Below are 12175 nucleotides of genomic sequence, written 5' to 3' on the forward strand. Positions count from 1 at the left end.
GTCAGAGGTCGAAGTTTGTCGGCAGCATCACCACGTCGCGGATCGTCATGCCGCGAGGCCGGGTGAGCATGAAGGTGATCACCTCGGCCACCTCGGTGGGCTCGATCAGGCTGCCTGTGGCGCGCGCTTCGGCGAGTTTCTCGGCCGGCCAGTCGGCGATCAGCGCCGTCACCACCGGGCCCGGCGAGATGGCGCCCACGCGGATGCCGTGCTTGAAGACCTGGCGCCGCGTGGTCTGCACGAAGCAGTCGATCGCCCACTTGGACGAGGCGTAGACCGGCTCCCAGGGCGTCGGGTAGTGCGCGGCCAGCGAGCTGGTGACGATGATGTCGCCGCAGCCGCGCTCGATCATGTGCGGCAGCACGTCGCGCACGTTCTTCATCACGACGTTGACGTTCAGGTTCAGCATGCGGTCGATCGCGTCGGTATCCGCATCCACCAAGTCACCGCCGAGGTACAGGCCGGCGTTGGCGTGGAAGATGTCGAGCCGGCCGGCGAGTTCGAGCACGCGCGGCAGCAGCGACCGGCACTGCGCGGCGTCAAGCAGGTCCAGCGCCAGCGGCATCGCGGCTTCGCCGAGCTGCTCGCAGAGCGCGGTGAGGGCCTGGGCGTTGCGGTCGACCAGCACCACGCGGGCACCACCGGCAAGCAGGGCCTCGGCGCTGGCGCGGCCGATGCCGGAAGCGGCGCCCGTCACGGCGGCCACCTGGCCAGCAAAGGGTTGGGGAGTCTGGGTCATCGTTGTGTCCTCGCGGGGCTGGGGCGGCGTGGCTCAGCCGGCGCGGGCAGCGCGGCCCTGCGCATCAAAGCGGTGGGCATTGGCGGCCTCGACGAAGATGCCGACGCGGTCGCCGTTGTGCAGCGCCGTGCGCGTGGCCTGGCGCGCGACGATCTGCGCGCCGCTGTCGGTGGCCACGTAGATCAGCGTCTCGGCGCCAAGCGACTCGACCAGCTCCACGGTGCCCGGCAGGCCGCCCGCCGCTGCCTGGGCGGCCGGCTGAACGGTTACATCCTCCGGGCGCAGCCCGACGAAGCCGCCGGCCGGCACCTCCGGCACAGTGGGCAGGTGGCGGCCTTCGATGACGTTCATCTGCGGCGAGCCGATGAACTGGGCGACGAACTGGTTGGCCGGCCGGTCGTACAGCTCCAGCGGCGTGCCCACCTGCTCGATCTGGCCGTCGCGCAGCACCACGATGCGGTCGGCCAACGTCATCGCCTCGATCTGGTCGTGGGTGACGTAGATGGTCGTGGCGCCCAGGTCGCGGTGCAGCTTGGCGATCTCCACCCGGGTCTGGCCGCGCAGCGCGGCGTCCAGGTTGGACAGCGGCTCGTCGAACAGGAAGACCTTCGGCGCACGCACGATGGCGCGGCCGATCGCCACGCGCTGGCGCTGGCCGCCCGACAGCGCACGCGGCGTGCGCTGCAGGTAGGGTGTGAGGTTGAGGATCTGCGCGGCGCGCTCGACCTTCTCGCGGATGACCGCCGGGTCCTCCTTGGCCAGCTTGAGCGCGAAGCTCATGTTCTCGTACACGCTCATGTGCGGGTACAGCGCGTAGCTCTGGAACACCATCGCCAGGTCGCGCTTGGACGAGGGCGCATCGGTGATGTCGCGCCCGTCGAGCATCAGCGAGCCGCCGTCGATGTGCTCCAGCCCGGCGATCAGGCGCAGCAGCGTGGACTTGCCGCAGCCCGAGGGGCCGACGAAGACGATGAATTCGCCGCGCTCGATGGCCAGGTCGATGCCCTTGATCGCGCGCAAGTCGCCGAAGTACTTCTCGACGCCCTTCAGTTGCAGGAAGGCCATGGATCTCTCCGAGTCAGATGCCACCGCCCAGGGTGGCGCATTCGCATTCATCCAGCGGACGCCGCGGAACCGGCTTTGCTGGGCCGCTGGCGGCGCCCCCCTGGGGGGGAGCGGCGCAGCCGCAACGGGGGGGATTCATTTCACGGCGCCGAAGGTGAGGCCTTGAACCAGTTGCTTCTGCGAGAACCAGCCGAACACGATGATGGGCGCGATGGCCATCAGCGACGCGGCGGACAACTTCGCCCAGAACAGGCCCTCGGGGCTGGAATAGCTGGCGATCAGCGTGGCCAGCGTGCCGGCCTTGGCGCTGCTGAGGTTCAGGCTCCAGAAGGCCTCGTTCCAGCTCAACACCAGGCACAGCAGCCCGGTGGAGGCCAGCACGCCCAGGCCCAGCGGCAGCAGCACGTGGCGGAACTCCTGCCACAGCGTGGCGCCGTCCATGCGCGCGGCCTCCAGGATCTCGGGCGGGATGTCCTTGAAGCCCGAATACAGCATCCACACCATGATCGGCAGGTTGCTCAGCGTGAAGACGATGATCAGCCCGAGCTGGGTGTCCAGCAGCGCCGACTTCTGCGCCAGCACGTAGATCGGCACCAGCGCGCCCACGGCCGGCATCATCTTGGTGGAGAGCATCCACATCAGGATGTCGCGCGTCTTCGGGCTGCGGAAGAAGGCCATCGAGTAGGCCGCCGGCGCAGCGATCGCCAGCCCCAGCAGGGTGGACACCACGCTGGTGATGAGCGAGTTCTGGGCGTACAGCAGGTAGTCGCTGCGGTCCTGCACCTCGTGGAAGTTCTCCAGCGTGGGCGTGAAGAAGATCTCCGGCGGCACCGCGATGGCCTGCAGCTCGGTCTTGAACGCCGTCAGGAACAGCCAGCCCAGCGGGAAGAACACCAGCAGCGTCACCGCCCAGGCGATGAGCGTGCGCGCGACCAGCGCGGGGGAGAAGGATTTGGATCGGCTCATCGGCAGTCCTTTGAGAACGAGCGGCTCGGTGCACGCCCTTCCAGCGGCCACCGTGGATCCGGCTCAGCCGGTCCACTGGAGGCGCCCCCTTGAGGGGGAGCGCCGAAGGCGCTACGGGGGTGGTCCATGTTTCAGTCCAGGTTCTTGCCCACGAGGCGGATCATGAAGACCGCCGCGATGTTGGCCAGCACGACCGCGAACAGCGCCCCGGCCGAAGCCACGCCCGCATCGAAGTTCAGCAGCGCCTGCTTGAAGATCAGGAAGGCCACGTTGGTGCTCGCGTCACCGGGGCCACCGCCGGTGGTGGTGAAGATCTCGGCGAACACGCTCATCAGGAAGATCATCTCGATCATGATCACCACCGCGATCGAGCGGCCCAGGTGCGGCAGCACCATGAAGCGCAGGCGCTGCAGGTAGTTGGCGCCATCCATCTGCGCGGCCTCCAGCTGCTCGCGGTTCAGGCTCTGCAGCGCGGTCATGAAGATCAGCGTGGCAAAGGGCAGCCACTGCCAGGCCACCATCACGATGACGGACCACAGCGGCCAGTCGGTCAGCCAGTCCACCGGCGTGGCGCCGAAGAACTGCCAGACCTGCGCCAGCACGCCGTAGATGGGGTTCATCATCATGTGCTTCCACAGCAGCGCGTTGACCGTGGGCATGACAAAGAAGGGCGCGATCAGCAGCAGGCGCACGAGGCCGCGGCCAGGGAAGGGCTCGTCGATCAGCAGCGCCAGCGCGATGCCGCCGAGCACCGTGATCACGATCACGCTGCCCAGCAGCAGCAGCGTGTTGACCACCGACACCGTGAACGACGGGTCGGTGACGAAGTATTCATAGTTGGCGAGCCCGACGAAGCCGGTCTGGTCGGGCTGCATCAGGTTGTAGCGGATGACGCTGAAATAGATCGTCATCACGAGCGGCACGATCATCCAGAGGAAGAGCGTGGCCACCGCCGGCGTCATCAGCAGACGCGGCAGCAAGCGCGAGGCGGTTCGTACAGCTGGGGTCGACATGGCAGCAGCAGGCAGGGCTTGGCCGGACCGCCCGCGTGCACGGCACGGGGCGGCCTCGTACAGGAAAGGAGCCGGGCGGCGCGCACCGGACGGCACGCCGCCCGAGCTCCAACCCCCTCCCGAGACACCGGGAGAGGGGCCTGGCGTCACTTCACGGCATCAAGTGCGGCATCACTTGTAGTAGCCGGCCTTCTTCATCTCGCGGTCGGCGGCCACCTGGCCGGCCTTCAGGGCGGCGTCGACCGAGGTCTTGCCGGCCAGGGCCGCGCTCATCTGCTGGCCCACCGCGATGCCGATGGCCTGGAACTCGGGAATCGCCGCGAACTGCACGCCCACGTACGGTGACTTCGGCAGCGTCGAGTCGTTCGGGTTGGCGGTGTCGATGGCCAGCTTCTCGGCTGCGGCAAAGCGCGCTGCCTTCTGGAAATCGGCGTTCGCGTAGGTGCTCTTGCGCGTGCCGGTGGGCACCGTGCCCCAGCCGTTGGTCTTGCCCACCAGGGTGATGTAGTCCTTCGAGGTGGCCCAGGAGATGAACTTCTGCGCCGCATCGACCTTCTTGGAACCGGCGGGAATCGCCAGCGACCAGGCCCACAGCCAGTTCGCGCCCTTGGGCGTGACGGCGGTGGGCGCCTGGGCGAAGGCCATCTTGTCAGCCACCTTGGACTGCTTCGGGTCGCTGACGAAGGAGGCCGCGATGGTGGCGTCGATCCACATGCCGCACTTGCCCGAGTTGGTCAGCGCCAGGATCTCGTTGAAGCTGTTGGCCGACGAGCCCGGGGGGCCGTAGTTCTTCAGCAGGTCGACGTAGAAGGTGATCGCGTCCTTCCAGGGCTTGGACTCCAGCTGAGGCTTCCAGCTCATGTCGAACCACTGGCCACCGAAGGTGTTCACCAGCGTCGACAGGAAGGCCATGTTGTCGCCCCAGCCCGGCTTGCCGCGCAGGCAGATGCCGTACACGCCCGCCTTCGGGTCGTGGATCTTCTTGGCCAGATCCGCGATCTGCGTCCAGGTGGGACGCTCCGGCACCGTCACGCCCACCTTGTCGGCCAGGTCCTTGCGGTACATGAGCATCGAGCTCTCGCCGTAGAACGGCGCGGCAAACAGCTTGCCGTCCACGCTCAGGCCGTTGCGCATGGCGGGCAGCAGGTCGTCCACGTCATAGGCGGCATCGGTCTTGAGCTCCTGCAGCCAGCCCTTCTTGCCCCAGATCGGCGTCTCGTACATGCCGATGGTCATCACGTCGAACTGGCCGCCCTTGGTGGCGATGTCCGTGGTCACGCGCTGGCGCAGCACGCCTTCTTCCAGCGTCACCCACTTGACCTTGATGTCCGGGTTGGCCTGCTCGAAATGCTTGGTCAGCTTCTGCATCTCGATCATGTGACCGTTGTTCACGGTCGCGACCACCAGCTCGGTGGCCGCATTCGCGCCAGCGGCAGCCAGGCCGAAGGCCAGTGCCAGGGACGCCTTGAGCTTCAGGGACTTCATCAACATCACGGATCTCCTCTTTGTGGGAACGGAACGGGTCAGGTGGGACCGGTGGAACGGTACGGCCGGTGGGGAAGGGAGGCGCCCGCTGCGCATTGCGGGCGCTGGTTTGTCGACGGACACAACGATAGAGGTCCTCTCGTGCGCCGCTTGATACGGATTCGATGGAAACAATACTTCATTGCACCATTGACTAGGTGTTTTCCATAAACAGGTGCCAGATCGTATTGAAGTGAGCCCTTGGCGAAGAAATTGCGCATGGCAAGCTGGCCTCGCCCTGCGGCGACAATCCGGCCCCATGAAAACGATCCGCTTGCGCGAAGGCAAGGAGCGCTCGCTGCTGCGAGGCCACCCCTGGGTGTTCCAGGGCTCCGTGGACAAGGGCAAAGCCGACCCCGGCGAGACCGTGCGAGTCGAAGCCGCCGACGGCCGCTTCCTGGCCTGGGCCAGCTTCAGCCCCAGCAGCATGATCCGTGTGCGCGCCTGGAGCTTTGACGAGGCCGAGCGCGTCGACGCCGACTTCTTCGCCCGCCGCATCCGCGCCGCGGTGGCGCTACGCTCCCGCCTGGGCATCGCCAGCAACGGCGTGCGCCTGATCCACGGCGAGGCCGACGGCCTGCCCGGCCTGATCGTGGACCGCTACGAGGACATCCTCAGCGCCCAGTTCCTCAGCGCCGGCACCGAGCGCTGGAAGGCAGTGATCGCCGACGCCCTGCTGGCCGAAACGGCTTCGTTGGGCTGCACCCGCCTGTACGAACGCAGCGACTCCGGCGTGCGCCAGCTCGAAGGCCTGGAGCCCGCCAAGGGCTGGCTGCGCGGCGAGGGACCGACCACGATCACCCTGCACGAGCACGCCATCAAGCTCACGGTCGACGTCGAGGAAGGCCACAAGACCGGCTACTACCTCGACCAGCGCGAGAACCGCGCCCTCTTCGCCCGCCTGGTGCGCCAGCTCGGCTGCCAGAGCGTGCTGAACTGCTACAGCTACACGGGCGGATTCAGCGTCAGCGCCCTGGCCGGCGGTGCCACCGAGGTCATCAGCGTCGACTCCTCCGGCCCCGCGCTGGCCCGCGCCAGCGCCCACGTCGAGCTCAACGGCTTCAACCCCGCTCACCACAGCGCGATGGACGCGGACGTGAACGGCAGCCTGCGCCAGTTCATCAAGGACGGCCGCAAATTCGACGCCATCGTCCTCGACCCGCCCAAGTTCGCCCCCAGCGCCGCGCATGCCGAACGCGCCAGCCGCGCCTACAAGGACATCAACCGCCTCGCCTTCAAGCTCCTGAACCCCGGCGGCCTGCTGCTCACCTTCAGCTGCTCAGGCGGCATCGGCGCCGAACTCTTCCACAAGATCGTCGCCGGCGCCGGCATCGACGCCGGCGTGGACGGCTACATCCTGCAGCGCCTGGAAGCCGCGCCGGACCACCCGACGACGATCCGGTTTCCGGAGGGGGAGTATTTGAAGGGGTTGGTGGTGGTGGCGCGGTGAAAGCACCGCCCATCAGCCAGACTCAACGCCGTTGACCAACTGCACGGCCTGAGGTCGGGGACGGCGCCTTGATCCCAATGCGACAAAGTCAGGACGTGTGTGCCAACTCGAAGCTGATCTTCAGCCGCGCCCCGACGGCGCAGGCGAACGTCTCCTGCGTGCGGGTCGATGGCGTGGTCCGACCGGCTTCCCGAAGGGCGATGTTGCTCTGCATCGTCTGCATGCGCTGAGCCACTTCATCCTGGGTCAATCCGGCCTGTGTGCGGACTTCGGCGATGGACATGAAAAGTGGCCGCAGCCCCTCGCCTCCCGGCCGGTTCTGCGGCCATGGGGCTCGGCCTGCTGAATCGGCAGCCGAGCGTTCTGCTTCAGTCGATCAGCGGACCTGTGCGGAGGCCAGCACTTCGACGCGGCCGGCGGGCTGGCGGGCCTTCCAGGTGCCGTCGGAGCCTTCGCGGTTCAGGGCGTCGTACTCGCCGTTGCGGATGGCCACCAGGGTGGCGGTGCGCACTTCGGCGCGGGTCAGGTGGGTGCGCACCGGCTCCATGTAGCGCGAGGTCCAGGCGTTGATGGTGCCGTCGGTGCGGGCTTGCTGGAGTTCGGCGAGGACATCGGCGCGGGTCTTCGTGAATTGCAGGTTGCCGAAGTCGTTCTGCACGCCTTCCTGGGCCATGGCGAGGGGGCTGGCCAGGGCGGCGATCAGGCTGGCGGCGGCGATGAGGGCTTGGCGGTTGAACATGGTGTGGGTTCCTTTTGAAGCACGGTTTCCGAGGAGAAGGCGGTGGGGGCGGGATGCCCCGGACCGCTTGCGTCGGTGAGTCGTCGTCTGTCTGAGTCGTTGCTCATCGATGGGGTGAACTTTAGGCATTGACGACCAAGGAACAAACCAGGACACCAAGAACAATCCATTGCTGATTCAGCAATAATCAGGCATGGACAGGAGACCCCATGGATGAACTGCGTGCGATGCGGGTGTTCGCCCGGGTGGCGGACGAGGGCAGCTTTGCCGGTGCCTCGCGCGCGCTGGACCTGGCGCCGGCGGTGGTGACGCGGCTGGTGGCGGAGCTGGAGGAGCAGCTGGGCGCGCGGCTGATGAACCGCACCACGCGGCGCCTGGCGCTGACCGAGGTGGGCGCAGACTACCTGGACAGGGTGCGGCAGATCCTGGCCGACATCGACGAGGCCGCGGCGATGGCCGCGGCCGACACGCAGGAGCCGCAGGGCCTGGTGCGGCTGCTGATGCCGCCGGCTGTGTCGGTGCACCAGCTGGTCAAGCACCTGCCGCGGCTGTACGCGCGCTACCCGCGGCTGCGCCTGGAGATCGACGCCTTCGGCCCGGTGGAGGCGGGCAACGAGACGCACGACCTCACCATCGTCTGGTCGCGCGAGCCGCTGGCGGGCGACTACATCGCGCGGCGCCTGGCCCGCACCGAGACGATCCTCTGCGCCGCCCCCGAGTACCTGGACCGGCGCGGCCGGCCGAAGCACCCACAGGACCTGGCCGAGCACGACGCCATCCTGCCGCCACTCAGTGAGCTGCAGCGCGGCGTCACCTTCCACCGCGGGCCCTGGGGCGACGACGACGCGGCAGGCGCCGAGTCGGTGGTCTACGTACCGCGCCGGCCGCTGCTGAGTTCCGGCCACGTGGACACCAACTACGCCGCCGCACTGGCCGGGCTGGGCGTGACGGGGCTGCCCTCCTACGTGGTCGAGGATGCGCTGATGGAGCACGCGCTGGAGCGCGTGCTGCCGCAGTGGCGCCTCTTCAGCGCCACGCTCTGGGCGACGATGCCCTCGCGCAAGCACCTGCCGGTGCGCACGCGGGCGGTGCTGGACTTCCTGATCGAGATCTTCGGCGGCGAGGACCGCGACCCCTGGCTGGCCGCGGCCGGCTGCGAGACCTGCAACGGCAACTGAGCGGGTCGGGCCGGCGGCGCCGGCCGAGCGGCCCTCACTTGACGGCCTTGAGCCTCACGTGCAGCTCCTTGACCACGCCCCACTGCGTTTGCGCCAGCACCCGGAGCTGCTCCATGGTCAGCTCGCCCTGGTCGACGCGCTGGCGCCACTGCGGGTCGTAGACCTGGACGGCCTGCACCAGCTCGAAGTCCACGCCCATCACGTAGGCCAGCATCGTGTAGTTGGCCCGCTGCGCGATCCACTCGTCGTTCTGGGCGCGCGACATCATCCGAAAGGTCAGCGGCGTGAAAGCGCGCACATGCGTCGGGTCGGACCACCAGGTGTCGTGGCGGTAGTGCGGAACGTGGATCTCGATGATGCCGCCCGGCGCGGTCACCCGCCACAGCTCGCGCATCACCGCGGCAAACACCTTGAAGTCGGCACCGACATGCTCCAGCACGTGTTTCATCAGCACGAGGTCGAAGGCGTTGTCGGCGAAGGCCCAGGGCGTCGCCTCCATGTCCATCAGCACATCGGGCCGGCATTCGGCAAAGCCGTCGGCGTTCACGAACCCTTCCCGCTTGTCGAAGCCGCACCCCAGGTTGAGTTTGCGCGGCATGGCCGGCAGCGAGGGCGGGGACAGTGGCATCGGAATCTCCTCAGGGGCGGCCGCATCGGGCGGGTGGGCCGGGCGATTCTCGCCGCCCGGCATCATGCCGATGCCGATGCCGATGCCTGCGCCGGCCAGCGGCCTGTCACCCTCGCGTCGGCCAAGCCGGGGCTGCTCGCGGATGATTCACGGTTCTGCCGCCAGCCGAGGAGCCTGCGATGCCCCCCCCGCCCTGCCCCGACGAACGCACCGCCTCGCCGGAGTTCACCGAGTACAGCGTCAACGGCATCCGGCTGCGCGTGGCCGAGCAGGGCAGCGGCCCGCTGGTGCTGTTCTGCCACGGCTGGCCGGAGTCCTGGTACTCCTGGCGGGCGCAGATGGCCGCGGTGGCTGCGGCGGGCTTCCGCGCGGTGGCGCCCGACATGCGCGGCTATGGCGGCTCGGAGGCGCCCGCGGAGGTCGACCGCTACACCCTGCTGCACCTGGTCGGCGACATGGTGGGGCTGGTGCACGCGCTGGGGGAGACCCAGGCCGTGGTGGTCGGCCACGACTGGGGCGCGCCGGTGGCCTGGCACTGCGCGCTGCTGCGCCCGGACCTCTTCCGCGCCGTGGCCGGCATGAGCGTGCCCTACGCGCCGCCCGGCCCGCTGGACCTGCTGGGCGCGCTGGAGCGGCGTGGCATCTCGACCTTCTACATGCAGTACTTTCAGGCCGAGGGCGTGGCGGAGGCGGAGTTCGAGCAGGACGTGGCCGCCACGCTGCGGCGCACCTACTTCAGCGGCTCGGGCGACGCGCCCGCCGGCCTGGCCTTCGGGCTGATGGAGCCGGGCCGCGGCTTCCTGCACCACTCGGTAGACCCGGAGGTGCTGCCGGGCTGGCTGAGCGAGGCGGACCTGGCGCACTACACCGCCGAGTTCCAGCGCGCCGGCTTCCGCGGCGGGCTGAACTGGTACCGCAACCTGCGCCGCAACGCACAGCTGCTGGCGCCCTGGTACGGCTGCCCGGTGCACCAGCCCGCGCTGTTCATCGCCGGTGAACGCGATGCGGTGCTGAAGTTCCCCGCCTCCCGCTCGCAGATCGACGCCTACGCGCACACCCTGCCCGGCCTGCGCGGCTGCCACCTGCTGCCCGGCGCCGGCCACTGGATCCAGCGCGAGCGGGCCGACGAGGTGAATGCGCTGCTGCTGGAGTTCCTGCGCGGGCTGTGAACGGCGGAGGCGGCGCGACCCGCTTCAAGCAGCGTCGTCGGTCCCCGCCATGCGCCGCGCCCAGCGCTGCTGCACGTAGCCGATGTGCTGGCGCGCCGCCGCCGCCGCCCCTGCCGGATCGCGCGAGCGCAGCGCCTGCCACAGGGCGGCGTGCTGGGCGGCCAGGTCGCGCGCCTCGGCCGAGTCTGGCGCCAGGTCGGCAATGCTGAGCTGCACGTGCTCGTGCAGCAGCTCCAGCAGCGTGGCGACCAGGTAGCTGAACACCGGGTTGCGCGTGGCGTCGGCGATCGCGCGGTGGAAGGCCACGTCGGCGCGCACCTGCTCGGCGCGGTCGGCGCCCGCGTAGGCGGCTGCGACGGCGGCGTGGCGCTCGGCCAGTCGGGCCAGGTCGGCGGCGTCGGCCCGCTCGGCGGCCAGCTCGGCGCTGCGCATCTCCAGCATCGCGCGGAACTCCAGCAGGTCGGCCTGCATCAGCGGCTGGCGCTGCAGCAGCTGGGTCCAGGGGTCGGCACGGCGGTCGTCGGGCCGCTCGCTGACGAAGCTGCCCGCACCGTGGCGCTGCTGCACCAGCCCGCGTTCGGCGAGCAGCCGCAGCGCCTCGCGCAGTGCACCGCGCGACACCCCCAGCGCCGGCGCCCAGGCGCGCTCGGCCGGCAGGCGCTGGCCCGGGCGCCATTCACCCAGCAGGATCGAGCGCTCCAGCCGGCGGGCGAGCTGGTCGGGCAGGCGTTCAGCCAGTTGGTGCTTCATCGTCGGTCTCCTCGTCTGGCGCGTCGGCTCGACAGTCCATCGCTCAAAAGTGGTCCGACCACTGTAGCGCCAGCGCCGCCCGGGCGCAGGATGCGCGGGTCCCGACAGCCCACCCGACCCACCCTGCCCTTCCTGCCATGCCCACGGTCACCCGCCCCTCCCACGTCTACTTCTTCGCCACCTGCGTGGTCGACCTGATGGCGCCGCAGGCCGGCCTGGACGCCCTCGCGCTGATCCGCGCCGCGGGCATCGAGGTGGTCTTTCCGCCCGACCAGGGCTGCTGCGGCCAGCCGGCCTACACCAGCGGCTACACCGAGGAGGCGCGGCGCGTGGCCGCGGCGCAGCTGGACCTGTTCCCCGAACCCTGGCCGATCGTCGTGCCCTCGGGCTCCTGCGCCGGGATGCTGGTGCACCACTGGCCGAAGTTGTTTGCCGGCGATGCGGCGCTGGCGGCCAAGGCGGCGGCCATCGGCGCGCGGGTGGTGGAGTGGAGTGCCTTTGCCCGCGACACCCTGGGACTGGCCGATTTCGTCGCCTCGGCCCGGCAGCAGCGCCCCGTCAAGGTGGCGCTGCACACCTCCTGCTCGGCCCGGCGCGAGATGGGCACGCACGCCCCCAGCGAGGCGCTGCTGCGCGCGCTGCCCGGCGTCGAGGTGGTGGAGCCGGCGCGGGTGGCGGAGTGCTGCGGCTTTGGCGGCACCTTCTCGGCCCGGCACCCGGCGATTTCCGGCGCGATGGTGAGCGACAAGCTCGACGCCGTGAAGGCCACCGGCGCCGAGGTGCTGGTCAGCGCCGACTGCGGCTGCCTGCTCAACCTGCACCATGCCGCCGAGAAGCGCCGCGCCGACGGCGAGGCCCTGCCCCGCTGCGTGCACCTGGCCAGCTTCCTGCGCGAGCGCGTGCTCGGCGCCGCCGACGCGGCCCGGGTGGTGACCGACTGAACCCGCCGATCTG

The 12175-nt window shown here is 69.4% G+C and carries 13 protein-coding genes; 4 read left to right on the forward strand and 9 right to left on the reverse strand.

Going from position 1 to position 12175, the window contains the following annotated elements; genetic code table 11:
• Nucleotide 1: 1 nt before the first annotated feature.
• The 5 genes from NGK70_RS01025 to NGK70_RS01045 form a co-directional block, all read right to left on the reverse strand.
• Nucleotides 2-739: an SDR family oxidoreductase gene (locus NGK70_RS01025; protein ID WP_251971535.1), complete on the reverse strand. Its 738-nt coding sequence runs from the start codon at nucleotides 737-739 to the stop codon at nucleotides 2-4.
• A 33-nt stretch (nucleotides 740-772) separates the two neighbouring features.
• On the reverse strand, nucleotides 773-1804 hold the full coding sequence (locus tag NGK70_RS01030) for an ABC transporter ATP-binding protein (protein WP_251971536.1): 1032 nt from the start codon (nucleotides 1802-1804) through the stop codon (nucleotides 773-775).
• 135 nt (nucleotides 1805-1939) lie between these two features.
• Complete coding sequence (locus NGK70_RS01035) at nucleotides 1940-2770, reverse strand: carbohydrate ABC transporter permease (RefSeq protein WP_251971537.1); 831 nt, start codon at nucleotides 2768-2770, stop codon at nucleotides 1940-1942.
• A 131-nt stretch (nucleotides 2771-2901) separates the two neighbouring features.
• Nucleotides 2902-3783 (reverse strand): carbohydrate ABC transporter permease, encoded by an 882-nt coding sequence (locus NGK70_RS01040; protein WP_251971538.1) that lies wholly within the window; start codon nucleotides 3781-3783, stop codon nucleotides 2902-2904.
• A gap of 171 nt (nucleotides 3784-3954) precedes the next feature.
• Nucleotides 3955-5268: an ABC transporter substrate-binding protein gene (locus NGK70_RS01045; protein ID WP_251973644.1), complete on the reverse strand. Its 1314-nt coding sequence runs from the start codon at nucleotides 5266-5268 to the stop codon at nucleotides 3955-3957.
• Between the two features lie 298 nt (nucleotides 5269-5566).
• Here NGK70_RS01045 and NGK70_RS01050 point away from each other — a divergent pair, with 298 nt between their 5' ends.
• Complete coding sequence (locus NGK70_RS01050) at nucleotides 5567-6757, forward strand: class I SAM-dependent rRNA methyltransferase (RefSeq protein WP_251971539.1); 1191 nt, start codon at nucleotides 5567-5569, stop codon at nucleotides 6755-6757.
• A gap of 88 nt (nucleotides 6758-6845) precedes the next feature.
• Here the strand turns inward: NGK70_RS01050 and NGK70_RS01055 are convergent, their stop codons facing one another.
• Together NGK70_RS01055 and NGK70_RS01060 are read right to left on the reverse strand one after the other, a co-directional pair.
• Nucleotides 6846-7040, reverse strand: a complete 195-nt coding sequence (locus tag NGK70_RS01055; protein ID WP_251971540.1) for a helix-turn-helix domain-containing protein — start codon at nucleotides 7038-7040, stop codon at nucleotides 6846-6848.
• A 93-nt stretch (nucleotides 7041-7133) separates the two neighbouring features.
• A complete protein-coding gene (locus tag NGK70_RS01060; protein WP_251971541.1) occupies nucleotides 7134-7496 on the reverse strand; it encodes a DUF4148 domain-containing protein in 363 nt (120 codons plus the stop codon).
• Nucleotides 7497-7705: 209 nt separating this feature from the next.
• On the opposite strand from NGK70_RS01060, the gene NGK70_RS01065 reads away from it, so the two are divergent.
• Complete coding sequence (locus NGK70_RS01065) at nucleotides 7706-8674, forward strand: LysR family transcriptional regulator (RefSeq protein WP_251971542.1); 969 nt, start codon at nucleotides 7706-7708, stop codon at nucleotides 8672-8674.
• Nucleotides 8675-8708: 34 nt separating this feature from the next.
• Here the strand turns inward: NGK70_RS01065 and NGK70_RS01070 are convergent, their stop codons facing one another.
• Nucleotides 8709-9302, reverse strand: a complete 594-nt coding sequence (locus NGK70_RS01070; protein WP_251971543.1) for a class I SAM-dependent methyltransferase — start codon at nucleotides 9300-9302, stop codon at nucleotides 8709-8711.
• A gap of 179 nt (nucleotides 9303-9481) precedes the next feature.
• Here NGK70_RS01070 and NGK70_RS01075 point away from each other — a divergent pair, with 179 nt between their 5' ends.
• Nucleotides 9482-10471: an alpha/beta fold hydrolase gene (locus NGK70_RS01075; protein ID WP_251971544.1), complete on the forward strand. Its 990-nt coding sequence runs from the start codon at nucleotides 9482-9484 to the stop codon at nucleotides 10469-10471.
• Nucleotides 10472-10495: 24 nt separating this feature from the next.
• Here the strand turns inward: NGK70_RS01075 and NGK70_RS01080 are convergent, their stop codons facing one another.
• Nucleotides 10496-11221: a FadR/GntR family transcriptional regulator gene (locus tag NGK70_RS01080; RefSeq protein ID WP_251971545.1), complete on the reverse strand. Its 726-nt coding sequence runs from the start codon at nucleotides 11219-11221 to the stop codon at nucleotides 10496-10498.
• A gap of 137 nt (nucleotides 11222-11358) precedes the next feature.
• Here NGK70_RS01080 and NGK70_RS01085 point away from each other — a divergent pair, with 137 nt between their 5' ends.
• Entirely contained in the window at nucleotides 11359-12162 is an 804-nt protein-coding gene (locus tag NGK70_RS01085) for a (Fe-S)-binding protein (protein ID WP_251971546.1), read from the forward strand.
• Nucleotides 12163-12175 lie beyond the last annotated feature (13 nt).

Source organism: Sphaerotilus microaerophilus (assembly GCF_023734135.1).
In the GTDB taxonomy this organism is placed as follows: domain Bacteria; phylum Pseudomonadota; class Gammaproteobacteria; order Burkholderiales; family Burkholderiaceae_C; genus Sphaerotilus; species Sphaerotilus microaerophilus.

Coding starts and splice junctions, on each gene's coding strand:
- NGK70_RS01025 (WP_251971535.1), bottom strand. CDS start 739: ATGACCCAGACTCCCCAACCCTTTGCTGGCCAGGTGGCCGCCGTGACG.
- NGK70_RS01075 (WP_251971544.1), top strand. CDS start 9,482: ATGCCCCCCCCGCCCTGCCCCGACGAACGCACCGCCTCGCCGGAGTTC.
- NGK70_RS01030 (WP_251971536.1), bottom strand. CDS start 1,804: ATGGCCTTCCTGCAACTGAAGGGCGTCGAGAAGTACTTCGGCGACTTG.
- NGK70_RS01080 (WP_251971545.1), bottom strand. CDS start 11,221: ATGAAGCACCAACTGGCTGAACGCCTGCCCGACCAGCTCGCCCGCCGG.
- NGK70_RS01055 (WP_251971540.1), bottom strand. CDS start 7,040: ATGTCCATCGCCGAAGTCCGCACACAGGCCGGATTGACCCAGGATGAA.
- NGK70_RS01040 (WP_251971538.1), bottom strand. CDS start 3,783: ATGTCGACCCCAGCTGTACGAACCGCCTCGCGCTTGCTGCCGCGTCTG.
- NGK70_RS01060 (WP_251971541.1), bottom strand. CDS start 7,496: ATGTTCAACCGCCAAGCCCTCATCGCCGCCGCCAGCCTGATCGCCGCC.
- NGK70_RS01070 (WP_251971543.1), bottom strand. CDS start 9,302: ATGCCACTGTCCCCGCCCTCGCTGCCGGCCATGCCGCGCAAACTCAAC.
- NGK70_RS01035 (WP_251971537.1), bottom strand. CDS start 2,770: ATGAGCCGATCCAAATCCTTCTCCCCCGCGCTGGTCGCGCGCACGCTC.
- NGK70_RS01045 (WP_251973644.1), bottom strand. CDS start 5,268: ATGAAGTCCCTGAAGCTCAAGGCGTCCCTGGCACTGGCCTTCGGCCTG.
- NGK70_RS01050 (WP_251971539.1), top strand. CDS start 5,567: ATGAAAACGATCCGCTTGCGCGAAGGCAAGGAGCGCTCGCTGCTGCGA.
- NGK70_RS01065 (WP_251971542.1), top strand. CDS start 7,706: ATGGATGAACTGCGTGCGATGCGGGTGTTCGCCCGGGTGGCGGACGAG.
- NGK70_RS01085 (WP_251971546.1), top strand. CDS start 11,359: ATGCCCACGGTCACCCGCCCCTCCCACGTCTACTTCTTCGCCACCTGC.